We start from the raw sequence: 21,103 nt of genomic DNA on the forward strand, positions 1-21,103 counted from the left end.
ATGTTGGATTTGCAAGAGATGCGTACAGAATATATACAGGCGACACTCGATGAAAGTACGGTACCTACAGATCCTTTTATACTCTTTGAAACCTGGTTCGCTCAAGCGGTAGAGACAGAGGTGAAAGATCCAAACAGTATGATATTAGCTACAAGCTCGAAAGAGAATATGCCAAATATACGTACGGTACTTTTAAAGATATTTGATGAAAAGGGTTTTGTTTTTTTTACGAACTATAACAGTGTCAAAGCCAAAGAGATAGAACAAAATCCTCATGTGGCACTGGAGTTCTTGTGGCTGGATCTAGAACGTCAGGTACGTGTGATAGGCACCTGCGAGAAGATCAGTACCTCTGAGTCTATGTCATACTTCATGAAGCGTTCTCGAGGTAGTCAGATAGGTGCATGGGTGAGCGAACAAAGTTCGGTGATCTCATCACGGAAGATGCTTCAGATGCAAATAGAAAAAATGAAACAAAAGTTTGCTGATGGTTCCATCCCTTTACCTGATTTCTGGGGAGGCTACAGGGTTATACCTTCACAGATAGAGTTCTGGCAGGGCAGGGCGAACAGATTGCATGACCGTATACTCTATATGAAGGAAGAAGAGAACTGGAAGATAGAACGGCTTGCACCATAATATTTTTTTAAATCATTCTATTTTTGACTATAATAAAACGTATGGTACTTTCGTAGTAAAAGGATCTCAATTTATCTTAATATCTATCATGAATAGATTATACTTAGGATAGAGAAGTAAATGGTACTTTAACAGGTGCCTGAATACCCTGAAAAAGGAGAGTGGATGAAAGTTCTTCTCACCGGTGCGAACGGTTACATAGGAAGACGTCTCAAACAAACCCTTTTAGATGAGGATGTTTCCTTGAGACTGCTTGTACGCAACCCAAAAAGTCTAGATTCTGATCTAAATGTCGAAATAGTACAAGGTGATACCTTTGATATGGATTCTTTGGAACATGCTCTTGAGGGCATCGATATTGCATACTATCTTATTCACTCTTTGCAACATGAGGACTATAAAACACTTGACAAACAAAGTGCCCGGAATTTTCTTGATGCAGCGATCAAACAGGGTGTAAAACGTATCATATACCTAGGTGGACTTGGGGTCAAAGAAAATGCAAGCAAGCATCTTTTAAGTCGTATAGAAACGGGAGAGATACTCTCAAGCAGACCGGACAAGATAGAGACTATCTGGATACGTGCGGGTGTGATCATAGGCTCGGGAAGTGCGAGCTTTGAGATCATCAGGCACCTTACAGAGAAACTGCCGGTCATGGTGACGCCCAAATGGGTCAATACCTTGGCACAGCCGATCGGAGTTGATGATGTGATTGCCTACTTGAATGCCGCAAAGGACCTTAGAATAGATGAGAATCTTGTGGTCGATATAGGCAGTGAGAAGATGACCTATAAAGAGATGATGCTTGGCTGTGCGAATGCACTAGGTCTTCGCCGCTGGATTCTTCCGCTTCCTGTTCTGACCATTAATCTCTCTTCTTATTGGTTAAACCTTTTCACTCCAGTACCATACACAGTCGCACGTTCTCTTATTGATGGGCTCTCTTCTGAGGTGGTCGTACAAAATGACAATGCCAAGAAGTATTTTAGTCAGATCCATCCCATTAGATTTGAAGATGCAGTCAAAAAAGCGATCAAAGAGATGGAAGAGAATCAGGTCTATAGCCGGTGGAGTGATGCAGGAGGAGTAGGTGACAGGTGGGAGATGCAGCATAAGGATGATCCGGCATCAGCCGTTTTAATGGACCGTCAGACGAGCAAGCTCGACGGCATTTCCAAAGAGACCGTTTACCGTACTTTTTGCTCTATAGGTGGTGAAGAGGGGTGGCTTGGCTATGATTGGCTTTGGGAGATCAGAGGCTGGATAGATAAAATGATCGGTGGTGCAGGACTCAACAGAGGACGAAGAGACAGTTACCATCTTAGAATAGGAGAGAGTGTGGATTTTTGGAGAGTTGAAGATCTTATTCCTAATGAAAGGCTACTTCTCTATGCCCAAATGAAAGTCCCCGGAAAAGCCTGGCTGGAATTTAAGATAAAAGGGGATGAACTGGTGCAGACAGCCTATTTTTATCCACGTGGACTGTATGGGAGGCTCTATTGGTACATCCTTACTCCCGTGCATTACCTGGTATTTCGCAATATGATAAGGTCCATATTGAACAAAGCTCAAAACGATGAAGAGACAACATAAAACTATGAACACATCAAAAGAATGGGTAAAATAAAAAGAAGGAATCACTCATGCTTTTTGTCGCAGACACTGCATTCACTATTTGAAAAGGATAAATATGAAAAAATTACTATTACTACTCGTACTCTCATTTGTGCTATTATTGACAGGGTGTGAAGAGAAAAAACCATACAAAGTAACACCTGTTGACAATTTCAAACTTAATGAATACCTTGGAACATGGTATGAGATAGCAAGATTGGAGCACAGGTTTGAAGAAGGTATGGAGGCGATATCGGCAACCTACAGTATGAGAGAAGATGGCGGTGTAAAAGTACTCAATAAAGGGTATAAAACAGAAGAGAAAGAGTGGAGTGAGGCAGAAGGTAAAGCGTACTTTGTAAAAAGTCCTGACAAAGGCTTTTTAAAAGTATCTTTCTTTGGACCTTTTTATGGCTCTTATATCGTGATGGATACAGATTATGAAACTTACACGATGATCAGTGGACCTGATCTGAGTTACTTCTGGATACTCTCCAGGAAACCTACACTTGATGAGACAACACTGAACAGACTTTTAGCGCAAGCAAAAGAAGCGGGATTTGATACCAGTAAACTGATCTATCCGGACCAAAGTAAGAATGCAAGTATGAATGATGGCAGATAAAGCACTCATCATCATAGCACATGGAAGCCGAAAAGACTCTTCCAATGAAGAGGTCAAGGCACTAGGAGAGAAAGTAAAATACTTACAGGATAAACACTATGCCTTTGTGATGACAGCATTTCTGGAGTTTTCTGATCCTTCTTTGGAAGAGAGTATGCTCTCCTGTATAGATAAGGGTGCCAATGAGATAGTCATCTTGCCTTACTTCCTGGCTTCGGGTAACCATGTTACCAGAGATATCCCTGAAGTGGTTCAGAATATGCAGGCATCATACCCGCAAGTAAAGATAACACTCAAAGAACATGTAGGCAGTTCACCTGGTATGGTGGATCTTCTTAGCGATATGGCTATCAGTTCGAACAAAAAACTCTAAAAACCCAATAAATACACTACAAATTTTATTTTTTGTATGAGAATAAGCAAATCATGTTATGATGCCAAAAAAGATTATCTCATATCTAAAAGGATACGCCCTATGTATACAGTACAAATGGAAAAAGAGTGTGGATGTTTTAAAAAAAGTGAATACACTAATAATGTGACCTTTGAAACACAACAAGATGCCTACAAGTATGCAACAACTGTCGCTGAACTTATGAATGAAGAGTTTTGTGGTACACACAACTTTTCTGCACATAGAGGGGATGGTGACTACTTTCTCATAACAGTGGCAATCAATCCTGAGGCTGTAGGCATTACGCCTCATGTGAGTTGTGATGTTGGCTGTAGTGCTACTGATAAATGGTCTTTAGAGTCTAACATCAAATCTGATAAATAACATCAATTTATACTTTAATTTTTAACCTTATTCATCATCTTACGCCAATCGGTCTCAAAGTTTCTAAATATATAGTCTTCAGCGTGAGGTATGGTGCACCCTGAGCAGTCTTGGTGTATTTCTCCTTCTTTGACAGTACGTTTTCCACGTTTTGAACTAATGGAACAGGTGGAGTGAAAGGCTAGGTCTTCTTCTATGGGAGGTGACTGGTAAAACCTAAAGTGAGGACACCCGCACATGTAGCAGTTGAGTTCATACATCTTGTGGCATTTGGTTTTTGTGGCATAAAGTTCACAAAAGTCCGGTTCATTCTCCACCATGTTCTCAAAAATGAAGTATTGGACTATGTCGAATTCATCAAGCCCTTGGGTTTGGAGTTTTTGTACGATGGCTGCATGTTTTTTGGCATGTGCTTCAAACCAGTCATTGTATGTCATTGGCATCCTTGTAAAATTTTTCATATAGGTATTATAACTTAACAAGTATGAAGCCAGTGAGACCGTTTACTATATAAAACCTTAAGCATCTCGAAGCAAATACTTTGTGTTTATGGTATTACCTTCCTATATTGTGTATGATTGTATTTATCTTCAATAAGATGGTATCATCTTGTAGCATGAAATAAATAGACCAAAGGAGGAAGTATGTTAAAGAGGATCTTTTCATTATTATTTATTTTGGGTATTAGTTTGTTAGCAAAGGATGGACATATGGGAACGATCTATGATTTTAAAGTTAAAACGATAGAGGGGCAAGAGACAACACTGAAATCCTACGAAGGCAAGGTGATGCTTATCGTCAATGTCGCCAGCAAATGCGGCTTTACACCTCAGTATGAAGGGCTTGAATCACTCTATAAAAAATATAAGGATAAAGGGTTAGTAGTACTCGGGTTCCCCTGTAACCAGTTTGGCTCTCAGGAACCGGGTTCTGAAGCTGAGATCCAGAATTTTTGTCGTGTGAATTTTGGTGTGACGTTCCCAATGTTCTCTAAGATCAAGGTCAACGGGGAAGAGACACATCCACTTTATCGTTATCTTAAAGCTGAACAGCCGGGTATTTTGGGTACCGAAGTGATCAAATGGAACTTTACCAAATTCCTTGTTGACAAAGAGGGTAAGGTAGTGGAGCGTTTTGGTTCATCAACTACGCCTGAAGCACTCGAAGAGAAGATAGTAACACTGTTAAAATAGCTCTAATCCGGAAGTTGATTTCTTACTAATTTGCCCTTAAAGTTATTCTGTTATTATCGTTCGCACATCCAAAATGAATTAAGGTCAATATGAATCCATATAACAGAGTCGTTATAAAAGTGGGAAGTTCTGTGTTAACAGAGAAGGGCGAGATCGCAAAAGAGCGTATGCTTAATCTTGTCTCTTTTATCGTAGAAGTTCGCAAAAAATATGAGGTTATATTTGTAAGTTCAGGTGCAGCAGCAGCGGGTTACACGGCTTTAAAGCTAGACAAAAGAGAACATATCAGTAAGAAAGTCCTGGCTGCAGTGGGGCAGCCTATACTGATGAGTTCTTACAAAAAAAAGTTTGATATTTATGATACGGATATTGCTCAAATTCTTTTGACTGAAGATGATTTTGACTCTAGAAAATCTACGGAGATATTTAGACAGATCATCCATACATCATTTAAAGAAGATATTGTTCCTATTGTCAATGAGAATGATATCTCAAGTACACCTGATCAGATTTTTGGTGATAATGATCAGCTTGCTGCAAGAGTAGCACATCATACAGACTCGGATCTCTTGGTTATTTTGAGTGATATAGACGGTTATTATGACAGTAACCCGGATGAAAATCCTCATGCACACATGTTAAAAGAAGTACATAGTATTTCAGACGATGAACTTGCTGCAGTATATAGACCTACTAATGAATTTACATCAGGCGGTTTATATACTAAGTTGGTTGCGGCAGAGTACTTGATGAATAAAAAAAGAGAAATGTTTCTATGCAGCGGATTTGATCTTTCTGCTGCCTATGGGTATCTCATGGAGGGTAAACATACTAAAGGAACGCTTTTTAGAGCAAAGAAATAGTATATTTCGATTCTCCAGGGTATAATACTCTGCACCTGCTTATTATGAGTTTTAAACGTTCAACTTTGCGGTAATTCTTCACGCACTCTTTTATTTACCTACATTAGGTTCATGACAGGATACTATAGAGTTAACTATGTATAATAAACAAAGAGGTAAAATTGAACCATAAGAAGGGTGGTCTATGAATGATAAGATAAGAGAAATGATAGAAGAGATCGACAAGATGAAGTTAAAACTTGCTGAAGAGATCGATAAACAAGAGAGTCATATCTCCTATGAGATCAAAAATGGTTATGTCACTTTCGAAAAAGAGGTTTTGGCCAAACAAAAAGAGAATATGAAAAACCTTTTGATCTGGTTCAGGGAAGTCCCACTTTTGCACCTGTTGAGCTCTCCTCTCATATACGCTATGATCATCCCTGCTGTAGTTTTGGATATTATACTTTTTGTCTACCAGCAAGTGATATTCAGGATCTACAAGTTCAAGTTTGTCAAACGGAGCGATTATATGATCTTTGATCATCAGTATCTTGGGTATTTAAATCCTATAGAAAAGTTCAATTGTCTCTATTGCTCTTATTTTAACGGTTTGATGCTCTATGTTTCAGCCATAGCGGGCAGGACCGAACTTTACTTCTGCCCTATAAAACATGCCAAGAAGATCGTGGCGCAACATCAGTACTATGAGGGGTTTCTCTCTTATGGCGATGAGGAAAATTATCAGGAGAAGTTAAAGGAGCTTCGGAAAACTTCTCAGCAGTAGGGCGATCTTTCAAAAGAAAAAACTTCTTTACATTTATATAGATTTAGATCACTAAAGGGCGTTTGTTTGCTTTTGCACGTAATTTATTGATAGATTTTAGAACAAAAGGGTGTTTTATGATCCAGATCTCAAATCTGTATTTGTAGGGAAAATCCATGATAAGCAAGCCTATAAGTATGGTAATGATCCCCTGTCCCGGTAAAAAAAGCAGGGCGATACCACCTATGATCAGCAGTACTCCAATGATATTTTTAAGGAATATAACTATAAACCGCACGATATGTGGCCGGTCACCCCATAGAAGTTTTTGACGTTTTGGGTGTGTAAAGTAATCAGCGGGTATCGTGGTGACTATCCAAGGGATTAATAGTATCGAAGCGATAAACCCTATGATCGATACTATCGTTAACCAAAGTAACAGATTTTCATGATTCTCAATAAAGGCGATCATTTAGACTACTTTGTCCTACTGGTTCTGTATCAGTGCCGGTACTGCTGCAGGGCATACATATAGGAGTTTCGCTCATAGGCAGCCGGGTTATCGGTATGTGCCAGAGAGATACTCCCTTTCATCTGGGAGATGGAGTCGTATTCGTTCGTCTGCATCCATTGGGTGAGTTCATTGAGTATCACTGCAACTTCATCTTCGCCTTTGGTAAGCAGTACGGAAGCCAGTGCCACAGCATCTGCTCCGCTCATGATAGCTTTGAGCACATCTTCTCCACTGTGGACCCCTGTACCCGCACACATCGAGCAGGAAAGCTTGTTATAGAGGATCGCACACCATCGCAAGGTTTCACTGACATTGGCAGAACTGGTAATATTGGCACGCTGTAAAGGTGTAAGAAGTTCAAGATCCACATCCACACGTGTAGGGTTGTCAAAAATGGTCAGGCCGTTGGCTCCTGCTTCAACAAAACGTTTGGCCATATTGGCCGGGCTGGAAAAATAGGCGTTCATTTTGACATTGAGAGGGATAGAAATATGTGCTTTGACCTGAGATACGGTATCGATATACATTTGCTCTACGGTATGCCCCTCCATATCAATGGATGTGGGAATATAGGTGATGTTAAGTTCCAAGGCATCCGCACCGGCTTCCTGTAGTTTTTTGGCATATTTCACCCATCCTCCGGCCGAAACGCCGTTCAGACTTGCAATGACTGGGATCTGGATAGATTCTTTGATCCTTTTGATCTCTTCAAGATAGTGTTCAGAGTGGAGATTCTCAAAATCCACTTCACTGGGAAGATAAGTGGTCGCTTCTGCATTTGCGTTGCTGTGAATATGCAAAAAATGGTCGATCTGATGGATCTCATGGTTGATCTCCTCTTCGAAGAGAGAATGCATGATGACAGCGGCGATACCCTTCTCTTCAAGTTTTTTAATACTATCCAGAGATGCCGTTAACGGCGAAGCACTGGCAATAAGAGGGTTTTTTAACTCCAGTCCTAAATGTGTAGTAGTCAGTTCCATGTTCAGAGCTCCTTTTGTGTTGGCTGGTAATATTCATACAGGTTTTGGTACCGTTTGTAGAGAGTCTGGGCTGTATGTGCCGCGGTTTTCAGGTAGGATCCTGCAGATTCAGCATTCATCTTCTCAACCATTTTAAACCGTGTCTCGCGATACATAAAGTCTTTGACATCTATTTTAGGACCTTTGTAGTCAAGTGTCATAGGATTTTCCCCTTCTTTGATCATATCGGGGTTAAATCGGAAGATCGGCCACAACCCACTGTCAACAGCACGTTTTTGCTGATCAAACCCATACTTTAGATCATAGCCGTGAGCGATACAGTGCGAATAGGCAATGATGATAGAAGGACCGTCATAACGTTCTGCTTCAACAAAGGCTTTGACCGTAGCTTTGTCATTTGCTCCCAGTGAGACTTTTGCGACATAGACATTTTCGTAATTGATAGCCATTGCAGCGAGATCTTTCGGTACACCTGCTTTTCCTTCTGCCGCAAACTTCGCCACAGCACCGGTCAAAGTTGCCTTGGACTGCTGACCGCCGGTGTTGGAGTAGACCTGGGTATCCAGTACTAAAATGTTGACATTCTTCCCGCTGGCAAGTACATGGTCCAGGCCACCATAGCCGATATCATAAGCCCAACCGTCTCCTCCGATGATCCAAACGGATTTTTTTACAAGGTAATCGGCTATTTCATGTAGTTTTTTTGCTTCGTTATCCTCACGTTCAGCAAGTGTTGATTTAAGTAGCTCAACTTGCTTTCTTTGTTGATTGACCTCTGTTTCATTTACTTGAGAAGCACCCAGTATCGTTTCAACAAGTGTTTTGTCCAGACTCTCTTTAAGATCTTCGAGCAAACTGCGGGCATGATCCACATGGTTATCGATTGCAAGGCGGAAGCCAAGCCCGAACTCTGCGTTATCTTCAAAAAGCGAATTTGACCACGCTGGTCCGCGCCCTTCATCATTTTTTCTCCATGGTGTCGTAGGAAGGTTCCCTCCGTAGATCGAGCTGCATCCAGTAGCGTTGGCAACGACCATCCTGTCACCGAAAAGCTGCGTAGCAAGTTTAATGTACGGAGTCTCTCCACATCCTGCACATGCACCGCTGAACTCAAAGAGCGGTTCAAGGAACTGTGACTCTTTCATGTCATCATGGTCAAGTTTTGAGCGTTCTACCTTTGGGAGGGAAGTAAAATATTCCCATTGTGCGATCTTCTCGTCTTTAATCTCAGCAAGAGGGGTCATATTGATCGCTTTGAGGTTGGTTTGCGATTTATTTTTGGCCGGGCATACTTCAGTGCAGAGCGAACAGCCCGTACAGTCCTCCACTGCTACCGAGATATTGAAATGGTCGTTTTCACCGAACTTTTTTCCTTTGGCAAACTTTGAGAGAAATCCTTCTGGCGCTTCATCCATAAAGGAGATATCAAAGACGTTGGAGCGTATGACCGAGTGAGGGCAGGCTGAAACACACTTGTTGCACTGAATACAGGTATCAGGGTCCCAGACAGGAACTTCCTGGGCAATGTTCCGTTTCTCGAACTGTGTGGTCCCCGTAGGCCAGGTCCCATCAGCAGGGATCTTGGATACTGGAAGTTCATCTCCCATGTAGGCGCTTATTTTCCCGATCACTTCTGAGATGAAAGGTGTCAATATACCTTTGAGCACAGGCTGAAGCTCCTGGGTACTTTTAGTTTCTATCGGGACAGTGACTTCATAGAGATGTGCAAGTGTATTGTCCACGGCGGCAAAATTCATCTCTACGATCACGTCGCCTTTTTTCCCGTAGCTTTTTTGGATCGAGTGTTTTATTTTGGCAATCGCTTCCTCTCTGGGAAGAATACCGCTGATCGCAAAGAAACAGGTCTGCATCACCGTATTGATCCGTGATCCCATCTTACTCTCTTTGGCCACACTGTAGGCATCAATGACATAAAATTTCAGCCTTTTGTCAATGATATGCTTTTGGGTTACATGGCGAAGATTCTGCCATATTTCCTCTTTTTTATACGGAGTGTTCAAGAGAAAAACGGCACCTGGTTTAGCACTCTCCAGCAGGTCTAGTTTTTCAAGAAATACAGATTGGTGGACGGCGATAAAGTCTGCTTCTTGTATCAGGTAGCTTGAGTGGATCGGATCGGGACCGAAACGCAGATGAGAGGTGGTCATGGAACCGGATTTTTTGGAGTCATAGACAAAATATCCCTGGGCATAATAGTCTGTCTCTTCACCGATGATCTTGATCGTGTTTTTGTTAGCGCCTACCGTACCATCCGAACCCAGTCCATAAAAGAGGGCCTGGAACTGAGTAGGGTTCTTTAAGATGAAATCATGATCATAACCAAGTGATGTATGGGTGATATCATCGTCAATACCTATGGTAAAGTGATTCTTTGGAGATACGTTTGAAAGTTCTTTGTAGATCGCAAGTATCATGGCTGGAGTGAACTCTTTGGAAGAGAGACCGTAGCGGCCTCCGATAATAATCGGCAGTCCCAAAGAGAGTTTTGTACGATATTCAAAGAGAGCGCTCACTACATCATGGTAGAGCGGTTCACCCAGGCTACCTGACTCTTTGGTACGGTCAAGCACGGCAATGGCCTTGACTGAGTTTGGAAGTGCATCCATGAACGCCTTAACTGCAAAAGGCAATGCCAGCCGAACCTTTATCATGCCCACTTTTTCACCCAGAGTATTCAGATAGTGCACACTCTCTTCTACTGCTTGGGTACCTGATCCCATCAATACGATGACTCTCTGGGCATCCTCTGCACCGACATAATCAAAAAGTCGGTAAGCCCTTCCTGTAAGAGCAGCGAATGCATCCATTTGCTCCTGCAGGATCTTCGGCAGTGCTTGATAGTACTTGTTGACACTTTCACGCCCTTGAAAATAGACATCGGGGTTTTGGGATGTACCTCTAAGTACAGGAGAGTCAGATGTCAGGCCCCGTTTCCTGTGTGCTTCAACCAGATCGGTGCTGATCATAGCTTTGAGTACGTCATCAGAAAGTTTTTCGATCCGACTTACCTCATGTGAGGTGCGAAAGCCGTCAAAAAAATGCAAGAAAGGAATACGAGCATGCAAGGTCGCTGCTTGTGCAATAAGGGCAAAGTCATGTGCTTCCTGTACGGAACCGGAGGAGAGCAGGGCGAAACCGGTCTGTCTTACCCCCATGACATCCTGATGGTCTCCAAAGATGGAAAGTCCCTGAGCAGCAAGAGAGCGCGAAGCAACATGAAATACCGTCGAAGTGAGCTCTCCTGCGATCTTGTACATATTAGGTATCATCAGAAGCAGTCCCTGGGAGGCGGTAAACGTTGTGGTCAGGGCACCTGCCTGTAAGGCACCATGCACAGCCCCGCTTGCACCACCCTCGCTTTGCATTTCATAGACTTCTGGAATAGTACCAAAAATATTTTTCTGATGTTTTGCACTGTAAATATCACTGAATTCACCCATAGGAGAGGCGGGGGTGATAGGGTAGATGGCAATGACTTCGTTGAGTTTGTGGGCTACCATCGCAACGGCTTCATTACCATCAACCATCATAGTGGAACGCTCTTTCATCATTATATTCCTTTATTTATCGGTAAAAAAATTCATATAATATATTGTAGATGCAAGGGATACAATATAAACGCATTAAACACTGTTTTATAGATGACACTTATGGGTCATTTTTATATTGTAGCGTGTATCAGATGTATAGTTGGTTAGAAGGATAGCATATCAGTGCACAGCTACCAGATTACATTTAAGATTATTCCCTGGCAGTTATTTGTGTTATAATCTCTAAAAGGAGCTCTGTTCTTTATTTAAAAAGAACAAGGCCGATAGCATTATCATTATGAATTATATAGGATAAGCAGATGGATAATGAAAACAAAAAGGATTCTTTTGTAGAAATTGGTCATGAATTGACAGACAAGTTGGAAGATCCCTTTATAGATTTTCTTCACAAGATCATACGTATGGCAGTAAAAGTGTTGGCAGCTTTAATGGTTTTGGTTATTGTCTGGGGTATCGGTGATGTCATCTATGTATTATATCAGCGTCTGGTATCTCCACCATTTATGCTCCTAAATATCAATGATATACTGGCCACCTTTGGTGCCTTTCTTGCCGTACTGATCGCTATAGAGATCTTTATCAATATTACACTCTATCTCAAAACCAATGTAATACCGGTCAGACTGGTTGTCGCAACTGCACTCATGGCCATTTCACGTAAGGTTATCATTTTTGATTTTGGAGCGATCACACCTCTTTTTGTGCTTAGTACAGCAGCTGTTGTCTTTGCTTTGGGGATCACATACTGGCTTATTACCAAAAAAAGCTAACAACTAGCTAGAAAGGTACGACTATGCAGAACCAAGTAGATGCGTCAATTTTTATATCAGAAGAGTGGCATACAAAAAGTACAGAATCTGTCTTCACATTACTTGAAACATCCAGAGATGGTCTTGCCCAAGAAGAGGTAGAGAAGAGACTTGAAACGTATGGGCCAAATCAGCTTCCTGCAGTACAGACGCGCAGTGCATTTCTACGGTTTATCTATCAATTTCATAATATATTGATCTATGTGCTGCTTGCTGCAGGTATGGTTACTGCCATATTGGAGCATTGGATCGATGCAGGTGTGATCTTTGCTGTCGTGCTTCTCAACGCAGTGATTGGATTCTTACAAGAGGGAAAAGCTGAAAATGCTTTGAGATCGATACAACAGATGCTTTCTCCTCATGCGATCGCGATACGTAACGGCCGACAGATCACGATTCAGGCAGAAGATCTGGTGCCCGGTGATATCGTAAGTCTGCAATCTGGTGATAAGGTACCGGCAGACCTGAGACTTTTCCGCGTTAAGGGACTTCAGATCCAGGAATCGGCATTGACAGGTGAGTCGGTAGCCGTAGAAAAAAGGACAGATCCTGTAGTAAAGGAGAGTGTGATAGGCGATCGTCACTGCATGGCTTACTCGGGCACCATTGTGACACACGGCCAGGGTAGTGGTATAGTTATAGGTACCGGTGTAGAGACACAAATAGGTCGTATCAGCAGTCTGGTATCGGAAGTCGAATCCGCGACTACTCCTCTGATTCAACAAATGGCCCAGTTTGCCCGTTGGCTTACTATAGCTATTTTGTCTATTTCACTTATCACTTTCGCCTTTGGTTTATTGGTCAGGGATTATGCTGCTGTGGAAATGTTTCTGGCTTCGGTAAGTCTTGCAGTAGCCGCTATTCCGGAGGGACTGCCTGCCATCATGACGATTACGCTTGCCATTGGTGTACAGAGAATGGCACATCGTAATGCGATTATCCGTAAACTGCCAGCTGTTGAAACACTCGGAGCGGTCACAGTGATTTGTTCGGATAAAACAGGTACCTTGACACGTAATGAAATGACCGTTTCTATGATTGCGACAGCCAAAGATCTGTTCGAACTGAGTGGAACAGGGTATGATCCGCATGGAGAGATATCTTTGTCAGGCAGAGCTGTACTTTCTGAAGAAAGACCACTTTTACAGGAAGTGGCCCGGGTTGCAATGCTTTGCAATGATGCATCATTGGAACAAAAGAACGGTGAATGGCTTGTGCATGGTGATCCGATGGAGGGAGCCCTTCTGGTAGCCGGGTTAAAGGCCGGGTTGGATATAGAGATGGAGTCCAAAGAGTATCCTCGTACCGATCTTATCCCTTTTGAATCAGAACACCGATTCATGGCGACACTCCACCATGACCATTCATGCGATACTTTTATCTTTCTCAAGGGTGCCCCGGAGAAGATATTAGAGATGTGCACCTATCAGAGAAGTCTCAATGGTGACCAACCTTTGGATACGCAGTACTGGCTGGAACGTATTGAAACTTTGGCAGGGTATGGACAGCGCGTATTGGCCCTTGCCTTCAAGCCGGCAAAGCCTAAACAGGAAGAACTTGCATTCAGCGATCTGGAGGATGGCCTGATCATGCTGGGTATGCTTGGCTTGATCGATCCGCCCCGAGAAGAAGCGATTGAAGCGGTGCAGGTCTGTGACAGGGCAGGCATCAGAGTGAAAATGATCACAGGTGACCATGGTGCAACTGCACGTGCTATCGCCAAACAACTGAAACTTGTGAATAGCGATGATGTGCTGACCGGAACAGAGCTTGAAGTGATGAGTGAAGAGGAGTTGCGCCAACGTGTGCTGGATGTTGATATCTATGCACGTGTAAATCCTGAACACAAACTTTGTCTGGTACGATTATTACAGGAGCATGGCTTGATCGTTGCAATGACAGGTGACGGTGTGAACGATGCACCGGCACTCAAGCGTGCAGATGTAGGTACTGCAATGGGGCACAATGGTACAGAAGCTGCAAAAGAAGCGTCTGAAATGGTACTTGCAGATGATAATTTTGCTTCCATTATGCATGCAGTAGAAGAGGGGCGTACTGTCTATGACAACCTCAAAAAGGCCATACTCTTTATTCTTCCGACCAATGGTGGTGAAGCGTTGATCATTCTTGCTGCTATTGCATTTGGTTTTCATCAAATGCCACTCATACCGGTGCAGATCCTTTGGGTCAATATGGTGACAGCTGTAACATTGGCACTATCATTGGCATTTGAGCCACCAGAATACAATGTCATGCAAAGACCTCCGCGTGATGCCCATGAGCCTATACTTACGGGGTATCTCATTTGGCGTATTGCGTATGTTTCAATGATCTTGATGAGCGGGACATTCGGGCTTTTTCTTTGGGAGATGGAACAGGGTGCCGGAATTGCGCATGCACAAACTGTAGCTGTAAATACACTGATCATGTTTGAGATATTTTATCTGTTCAATTCCCGTTATATCACAGAATCGATCTTCAACTGGGAAGGTCTATCCGGAAACCGTTATGTATTGATCTCTATTGCTATACTGATCATACTCCAGCTTTGTTTTACCTATCTTAGCCCTATGCAGTCTCTATTCGGAAGCACTGCAATCGACTTTACCATATGGCTGCGTATAGTGTTGGTCGCCTCTTCTGTACTCTTCCTTGTAGAGCTTGAAAAGTATATTGTACGATACATGGGGAAAAACAAAAGGAGGGTTTAGGTTGATGGATAGATATGTGAAGTGGGGGAATAGGGCATAAACACTCATTATCCAAGTTATAATATTAAGTGAAGAACAATCATCGCTATGCTATACTCCACCCTCATACAAAGGAAAAACTATGGCATATATAGATTTAACAACAAAAAATTTTAACGAAACACTGGATAATAATGAAATAGTTATTATCGATTTTTGGGCAGAATGGTGTGGTCCCTGTAAACAGTTCGCACCCATTTTTGAAAGGGTAGCAGAAAAATATCCTGATATCACCTTTGCTAAGGTCAACACTGAGGAACAACCTGCTATATCGGCACAGTACGGTATCCGTTCGATCCCGACACTGATGGTCAGTAGAGACGGTATCATCCTGCTTAATCAAGCAGGTATGCTGCCTGAAGAAGCCTTTGATAAGCTCATCACCCACGTAAAGGGGCTTGATATGGATCAAATACGTGCAGAGATAGCTAAAGATGAAGAGGATGACGAGTAACACATCATTACGATACTCGTTATCTCATACCGTTTTATATTAAGATTACCAATCAACCCTTCTTGTAAACCTGTCACTCTTTTATCATTTTTGATAACAGCTGATGGGGCTATTCATCATCTTCGTCATCATCGAAATCAAACTCTAGTTTTACGGGTTCCTCTACTACTTCTTTTAACTCACTAATATCCTCTGCAGGGATATTTATCGCCATTGCGACAAAGGAGACCAAAGCATTATCATCTATGATCTCCTGGCATGCTTCTGATGTGTTATAAATGGTGAGTATGCCGTCTTTTATAAGTATATCTCTAGTGCCAATACCTAATTCTGCCGCTATATTATGCAAGTCTGGACGGGTAAGATGGATCCCGCTGACTTTCATTGAGAATCCTGTTCTTATCTTTCCTGGGTACATTTTTCTATCCTTTAAGTATTTCTTGAGTCGATTATTTTCAGATTATAGCTGATATAGTGTAGTCATACCTTATGTTTTGGCTTTAAGGAGTTATAAATACTTAGAGATATAAAAAGTGTGAAGGTTTAATCAAAAAACTCAAGAGTGTATAAGAAGCAAGTGGAGAAAGGTCAGTATGTCACTTTAAAACGCAGATAATAGCTGTTCTCAAGACTGCCAAACTCACTCTCATTATCTCCTCTATAAAGCATCGCACCCACCGATACGGAAGCATCATCACTGATACTGTAGGTGATGAGAGGGGAAATGAAACTGCTTTGGTCTTCCGGGCTATGGATCATACTCAGCGCACCGCTGTAGAGCAGGTTGAAGTCATAATAGGCAGAGGCTCCTAGGTAGTCAGAAGAGAGGTGACGGTTATAGCCTAGACTGCTTTTTTGGAAGTTCAGTATCTCATCAACAGTATAGGTTTTGGTAGAGTGCAGCCATTCTGTCATGACGGTAAGCCCATTGACAAAGCCGTAATCCACCCCCAGTATGGTTTGATAAAATGATCTATCTAAGAGTTTGTCTTTGTAGTATCCTCCTTCGCTCCGCCACTCTATACCGGTATCAAAAAGATTACCCTCTATCTCATAGGCGAACATCTGGGCATCATTGCTCGAAAAAATATCCAGTGCGATATCGCCAATCTGGACATTTCCTTTGATCCTTCCTGCATATTTGTAACTGTTGTCCTCACGTTTTGCAACCACTCCCATTGCTTGACTCAGTGTTCCCAATGCATAAGTATAGGAGAGGGCAAAATTTCCGTAGATCTGGTCAGGTTCCAGGGCAAGAGGGTTTCTGGGGTTAAAGAGATCAGTCGGTGTCCATATCCGTCCAACACCCATAGTGATCTTCTGTAGACCAAAGATTACATGATGCTTTTCATCCGCATAACCGACAGAAAAACGGTGCAGCCGTCCAAATACTTCACCCTTGCCATAGTTCTTGGTATGGGTCTCTATGTCAAAAGGAGTATCTGCTTTGATAGAGCGAAAAAAACCATATTCAAAGCTCTCTATATAGGTTTTCCCGTAGTAGTTGTCTATATCTGCTATGATATTGGCAAACCAGTTTCCCTCTGTGATATTATCGGTCAGTCTCAGCCTGTTGTAGTTATAGAGTGTTCTCTCTTCCTCAGTGTAGGGTATCTTGGATATCGTATAGTTGGTGTTCTCTATGGTAAGGTCATGTTCTACGGCCATGATCGGCAGGGTCAAACAGAGTAGGGTGATATAGTTAACGATCTTCAACGACGACTCCGTCATCTAAAACAATGATACGCTTGGACTGTTCAAGCACATATTTGTCATGGGAAGCAAAAATGACTGTTACGTGCTCTTTTTCATTGAGTGTGCGCAGCATATTCATCAGGCGCGCACTGTTCTTCGAATCGAGGTTTGCTGTGGGCTCATCGGCGAGTATCAGTTTGGGGCGTGAAGCCACTGCTCGTGCTACAGCCACACGCTGTTGCTGGCCTCCACTGATCTCACCGGGAAGTTTATCGAGGAGGTCCGCTATCTGCAAGATCTCAGCCAACTCCGTAGTACGTGCATCTATCTCTTTTTGATCGAACTTGAGCAGTTTCATGATGAACCCTATGTTTTCTCTGACATTAAGTACATGTATGAGATTGTAGGCCTGGAAGATAAAACCGATATCATGCAGTCTGAGCTTTGCCATTTTCTCTTCACTGTAAGCCGATATCTCTTCTCCTTCAAAAAAGATCTCTCCGCTTGTTGCAGAGTCCAGTCCACCTATAATATTCAAAAGAGTGGTCTTGCCTGAACCTGACTCACCGCTCAGTGTAGTGAACTCACCTTTTTCAAAAGTAAGGTTGATATCGGTAAGGGCTCTGACCTCTTTAGGAGTATCAGGGTAGAATGTTTTGTAGACATGGCTGAGTTTCATAACATTTTTCCTTGTATGACTTGTATAGGTTTGATTTTCTTCAGTTTTCGCAGAGGCCAGATCACTGAGAGCAGGGTAGCAAAAAGTACAGCAAAGAATGCTTGAAAGAAATAGTAAAGGTGCATATTGGCATACATGACTGCACTGTATCCATAAAGTTCAAGACCTGCTTCAAATGCACGCATATCCACCCCAGAAGTCGACATATAGAGCAGGAAGATCCACCCACCCAATGCCCCTGCGATATAACCGATCAGACCGAGAAAAGAAGCTTCCATGATGATCTGGTTTCTGACGGTTCTGTAAGGTGTCCCTATGGCAAGCATAATACTGAACTCACGCATCCGTTCCAGAACAGAGACAAGCATCACACCAAAAATTCCCAGTGCAGCGACGACAAAGACAATGGCATAAGAGGCCAGATTGAAGATATTCATCCACTCCTGCATCTGTATGAGCAGTGGATAAAGTTCATCCCAGCGAAGTACATCTATAGTTGGAAAACGTTTTTGCAGCTCTTTTTGTGCGGTAGATATACGCTCAGCATCTTTCACACGCAATGCTATTTGGGTAGCACTTTGCTGCACATTTAGAAATGTAGACATCTTTTCCATAGAGACCAATACGGCATGGTCATCGATGGTAGGGTTACCTGTTTTGAGAATACCGCTGATGCGAAAAGAGATAGCATTGATCTCACCTGTCGCATCCTGGGCCGTAAAGATCACACGGCTTCCTATCTTCAGGTTGAGTTTCTTAGCCAGTGCCGCACCTATCAATGCCTTTTGAGCATTTTCACCAAAACTGTACTCTCCTTGGGTGATAAAGGCATCAAGCCCTCCAAAATTCTGTTCATTTTTCAGAGAGATGCCTTTGAGGACGGCTCCAAGAGATTTGTGGGCAGTAGCAATGAGCCCCTCTTTTTCCAAACGTACGGAGTAAGCTTCTATCGCTTCGATCTTGGAAAAAGCCTCGATATAGTTTGAAATGGGAGTGAGTCGGTAATCCAGCGTTTTGTTCAATCTATACTTTTTGTTGTAGAGAGATATCTCTCCTGAGTCACTGCGGATGGTGGTGTTGATCAGATGGAGGATCATGCCATCATAGAGCCCCTGCAGCCCAAGCAGACCAGTAAGACTCAGTGCGATCATCATGATCACCATCAAAGAGCGGGTTTTACGTCTCCAGATACTCAGCCAGGCAAGATGTCGAGCTATCTTATACATATCGCATCGCCTCCATTGCGGTAAGTTTATTGACTTTGAAGATCGGATAGATAATGGCTGCGAGATTGAGTATAAAGATCGTCAGTGCATTCCATGTAATGGTAAAAAGATCAAAGTTCATAGGTATTTCATCACTGACGACGCCATACTCTTTATAAGTCTCAGCGATACCTGATATGACAATAGGATTGAGTTCAAAGTAGTAGGAGATGAAAGCACCAACGATGGTACCCAGGATGATACTGATCGTAGCAAGCATCAGGATTTCAATAAAAAGCATGCCAAAGATATCTTTGGAGGTCAATCCTAAAGCTCTTAGAAGTCCTATCTCCCGAGCACGTGTATAGATACTGACATAGGAAAATATCATGATCACAAAAAATATCACTAGAAAAAAGATGGAGATGGAGATATAGCCAAATATAGAATCCACCAACATTGCTTGTACCAGTGCGGTAAGAAGTGTTTTCCAGTTGACCGCTTCATATCCGGCAGGAAGTACGTTTTGCAGATGTATGGTTATTTTATCTATCTTATCATTGTCATAGAAGTCAAGGGTAAAATAACTGGCTATATTTTCACTCATCATCACGCTGTCCAGATAGAATTTGTTGACAAAGGCCGACTGGGAATCAAATTCGAAAAGACCTGTTTTGAAGATCCCTTTCACGGTAAAAAGATCGGCAGCGATGGAGTAGTCGACGGAAGAACCTACCATAGCTATTTCACTGCCTACATCCACATTAAGACGTTCGGATAGTTCAGATCCGATGTAGATGGCATTGGTATCATGATCCTCGAGATAAGCACCTTTGATAAGAGAATCGTGCAGTTTACTCAGCGTTTTTTCCCGGGAAGGAATGATCCCTCCGACCAAACTTCCTATGGTCTTTACCTCTCCTGAGAGCAGAGCATAGGTTTCAAATCTTGGGCTATAGAGTCTGATGGAAGGGTCATTTTTGAGAATAGTATCAATGTGATCTGCATCTTCTATGAGGTGATCGTAGCCCCCTTCATCTCTATACCCATCAAGGTTCACATGTGCATACCCCGTATAGATCTCCACAGAACTTTTGATGATCTGATTATGGGAACCATCCATCAGTGCAACATAGCTTATGAAAAGAATAGTGCTGAAGGTGCTCAAAAGCAGGGTGGTAATGCTTCTACCCTTGGACTTTATAATATTTCTAAAAGCGAGTGAGAAAAGCATTCATCATTACCTTGAATAGCGCTTTAAAGCCTGTTTTGTAAAATAAGAAGGATCTATTTTGGTATCAAAATTGACCTTCTCAAAGATCACTTTCGTACGGTTTTTCTTTTTGTCCGGATCCAGAGGTTGAAGCTCCATGACCATCGGGATTGTATGTGAACCATGCTGTTCTATTTTTGAGAAGGTCATCACCCTTACTTTTTGCATCATATCATCATAAAATATCTCTTTGATAGGAACAGCATCTTTTAGGTCGACATCAATGACGATCTTTCCCCAAACCACAGCGGCATTGGGTCTAGGGATCAGTTCCAATGTAGCAGAGTCTCCTCTTTGGAAGAGTATAGAAGCATGGTAGTCTTCTTCCAAAGAGCTTTCTTTTACCATATCATCATTGGTAAAATCGCTTCCCATCCAGCTTTGTAGCATCATGGAAGGTGGTATCTTTATAGTACGTTCGATTTTGGGGATATACTGCCACATTTGATTGTCGATCTTTAAAAAGGTGATTCCTTTGTCCTTTTTAGGGTAGAGGATCTTGATAAAACTCTTGTCGTTCCCCTCGGACCAGCTTTCTATCTTGACCGTACGTTTACCCCGCTTAGAGGTGACTATCATATTCATGGTGGAGTACATGTAGTCACCGCGCAGGTTCTTTTCAAGTTTTTTGATGATGGCTTGGGCTTCGTCAGCTAAGAGAATATTGGAAAGAAAAAGTAAAGAGAGTATCCATTTCATATAAACCCCT

At 42.3% G+C, this 21,103-nt stretch carries 21 protein-coding genes; 11 read left to right on the forward strand and 10 right to left on the reverse strand.

The genetic code is table 11. The features are described from left to right. The 5 genes from pdxH to MN086_RS04505 all read left to right on the forward strand — a co-directional run bounded on the left by pdxH (position 1) and on the right by MN086_RS04505 (position 3,659). Positions 1-639 carry a pyridoxamine 5'-phosphate oxidase gene (gene pdxH / locus MN086_RS04485; protein ID WP_248576863.1) on the forward strand — a complete coding sequence of 213 codons (639 nt, stop codon included), beginning with the start codon at positions 1-3 and terminating at the stop codon, positions 637-639. Between the two features lie 165 nt (positions 640-804). Continuing rightward, positions 805-2,235, forward strand: a complete 1,431-nt coding sequence (locus MN086_RS04490; RefSeq protein WP_248576864.1) for an SDR family oxidoreductase — start codon at positions 805-807, stop codon at positions 2,233-2,235. A 97-nt stretch (positions 2,236-2,332) separates the two neighbouring features. Continuing rightward, entirely contained in the window at positions 2,333-2,881 is a 549-nt protein-coding gene (locus tag MN086_RS04495; RefSeq protein WP_248576865.1) for a lipocalin family protein, read from the forward strand. Further along, complete coding sequence (locus MN086_RS04500; RefSeq protein WP_248576866.1) at positions 2,868-3,254, forward strand: sirohydrochlorin chelatase; 387 nt, start codon at positions 2,868-2,870, stop codon at positions 3,252-3,254. Before MN086_RS04495 ends, MN086_RS04500 begins: the two co-directional genes overlap by 14 nt. 102 nt (positions 3,255-3,356) lie before the next feature. Then, on the forward strand, positions 3,357-3,659 hold the full coding sequence (locus tag MN086_RS04505; RefSeq protein WP_248576867.1) for a hypothetical protein: 303 nt from the start codon (positions 3,357-3,359) through the stop codon (positions 3,657-3,659). Between the two features lie 14 nt (positions 3,660-3,673). Here the strand turns inward: MN086_RS04505 and MN086_RS04510 are convergent, their stop codons facing one another. Continuing rightward, positions 3,674-4,120 (reverse strand): hypothetical protein, encoded by a 447-nt coding sequence (locus MN086_RS04510; RefSeq protein ID WP_248576868.1) that lies wholly within the window; start codon positions 4,118-4,120, stop codon positions 3,674-3,676. A 249-nt stretch (positions 4,121-4,369) separates the two neighbouring features. Between MN086_RS04510 and MN086_RS04515 the strand changes: the two genes are divergently transcribed. From MN086_RS04515 to MN086_RS04525, 3 genes are all read left to right on the forward strand, one after another. Beyond that, a complete protein-coding gene (locus tag MN086_RS04515) occupies positions 4,370-4,852 on the forward strand; it encodes a glutathione peroxidase (RefSeq protein ID WP_248577083.1) in 483 nt (160 codons plus the stop codon). A gap of 89 nt (positions 4,853-4,941) precedes the next feature. Further along, complete coding sequence (gene proB, locus MN086_RS04520) at positions 4,942-5,715, forward strand: glutamate 5-kinase (RefSeq protein WP_256465865.1); 774 nt, start codon at positions 4,942-4,944, stop codon at positions 5,713-5,715. A 184-nt stretch (positions 5,716-5,899) separates the two neighbouring features. Continuing rightward, complete coding sequence (locus MN086_RS04525) at positions 5,900-6,481, forward strand: hypothetical protein (RefSeq protein WP_248576870.1); 582 nt, start codon at positions 5,900-5,902, stop codon at positions 6,479-6,481. A 43-nt stretch (positions 6,482-6,524) separates the two neighbouring features. Here MN086_RS04525 and MN086_RS04530 read toward each other — a convergent pair whose 3' ends face one another. The 3 genes from MN086_RS04530 to nifJ are packed head-to-tail and all read right to left on the reverse strand — an operon-like array spanning position 6,525 to position 11,529. Next, entirely contained in the window at positions 6,525-6,932 is a 408-nt protein-coding gene (locus MN086_RS04530; RefSeq protein WP_248576871.1) for a PGPGW domain-containing protein, read from the reverse strand. Positions 6,933-6,961: 29 nt separating this feature from the next. After that, positions 6,962-7,957, reverse strand: a complete 996-nt coding sequence (locus tag MN086_RS04535; RefSeq protein ID WP_248576872.1) for a dihydroorotate dehydrogenase-like protein — start codon at positions 7,955-7,957, stop codon at positions 6,962-6,964. 2 nt (positions 7,958-7,959) lie between these two features. Further along, on the reverse strand, positions 7,960-11,529 hold the full coding sequence (nifJ, locus tag MN086_RS04540) for a pyruvate:ferredoxin (flavodoxin) oxidoreductase (RefSeq protein ID WP_248576873.1): 3,570 nt from the start codon (positions 11,527-11,529) through the stop codon (positions 7,960-7,962). 299 nt (positions 11,530-11,828) lie between these two features. Here nifJ and MN086_RS04545 point away from each other — a divergent pair, with 299 nt between their 5' ends. The 3 genes from MN086_RS04545 to trxA all read left to right on the forward strand — a co-directional run bounded on the left by MN086_RS04545 (position 11,829) and on the right by trxA (position 15,542). Next, complete coding sequence (locus MN086_RS04545) at positions 11,829-12,299, forward strand: phosphate-starvation-inducible PsiE family protein (RefSeq protein WP_248576874.1); 471 nt, start codon at positions 11,829-11,831, stop codon at positions 12,297-12,299. Between the two features lie 23 nt (positions 12,300-12,322). Beyond that, complete coding sequence (locus tag MN086_RS04550) at positions 12,323-15,049, forward strand: cation-transporting P-type ATPase (protein WP_248576875.1); 2,727 nt, start codon at positions 12,323-12,325, stop codon at positions 15,047-15,049. 121 nt (positions 15,050-15,170) lie between these two features. Then, positions 15,171-15,542, forward strand: a complete 372-nt coding sequence (trxA, locus tag MN086_RS04555; RefSeq protein WP_248576876.1) for a thioredoxin — start codon at positions 15,171-15,173, stop codon at positions 15,540-15,542. A gap of 109 nt (positions 15,543-15,651) precedes the next feature. Here trxA and MN086_RS04560 read toward each other — a convergent pair whose 3' ends face one another. The 6 genes from MN086_RS04560 to MN086_RS04585 form a co-directional block, all read right to left on the reverse strand. Continuing rightward, positions 15,652-15,960, reverse strand: a complete 309-nt coding sequence (locus MN086_RS04560) for a hypothetical protein (RefSeq protein WP_248576877.1) — start codon at positions 15,958-15,960, stop codon at positions 15,652-15,654. Positions 15,961-16,130: 170 nt separating this feature from the next. After that, complete coding sequence (locus MN086_RS04565; protein ID WP_248576878.1) at positions 16,131-17,273, reverse strand: hypothetical protein; 1,143 nt, start codon at positions 17,271-17,273, stop codon at positions 16,131-16,133. Further along, positions 17,245-17,916: an ABC transporter ATP-binding protein gene (locus tag MN086_RS04570; RefSeq protein WP_248576879.1), complete on the reverse strand. Its 672-nt coding sequence runs from the start codon at positions 17,914-17,916 to the stop codon at positions 17,245-17,247. Before MN086_RS04570 ends, MN086_RS04565 begins: the two co-directional genes overlap by 29 nt. Next, the gene (locus tag MN086_RS04575; RefSeq protein WP_248576880.1) at positions 17,913-19,142 is read right to left on the reverse strand and encodes an ABC transporter permease; all 1,230 of its coding nucleotides are present in this window, start codon (positions 19,140-19,142) and stop codon (positions 17,913-17,915) included. The genes MN086_RS04570 and MN086_RS04575 overlap by 4 nt, the downstream gene beginning before the upstream one ends. Beyond that, positions 19,135-20,355: an ABC transporter permease gene (locus MN086_RS04580; RefSeq protein WP_248576881.1), complete on the reverse strand. Its 1,221-nt coding sequence runs from the start codon at positions 20,353-20,355 to the stop codon at positions 19,135-19,137. Before MN086_RS04580 ends, MN086_RS04575 begins: the two co-directional genes overlap by 8 nt. Positions 20,356-20,361: 6 nt before the next feature. Next, complete coding sequence (locus MN086_RS04585) at positions 20,362-21,093, reverse strand: outer membrane lipoprotein-sorting protein (RefSeq protein WP_248576882.1); 732 nt, start codon at positions 21,091-21,093, stop codon at positions 20,362-20,364. Positions 21,094-21,103: the final 10 nt, after the last annotated feature.

The sequence above is a fragment of the Sulfurovum sp. XGS-02 genome (genome assembly GCF_023213175.1).
Taxonomy (GTDB): domain Bacteria; phylum Campylobacterota; class Campylobacteria; order Campylobacterales; family Sulfurovaceae; genus Sulfurovum.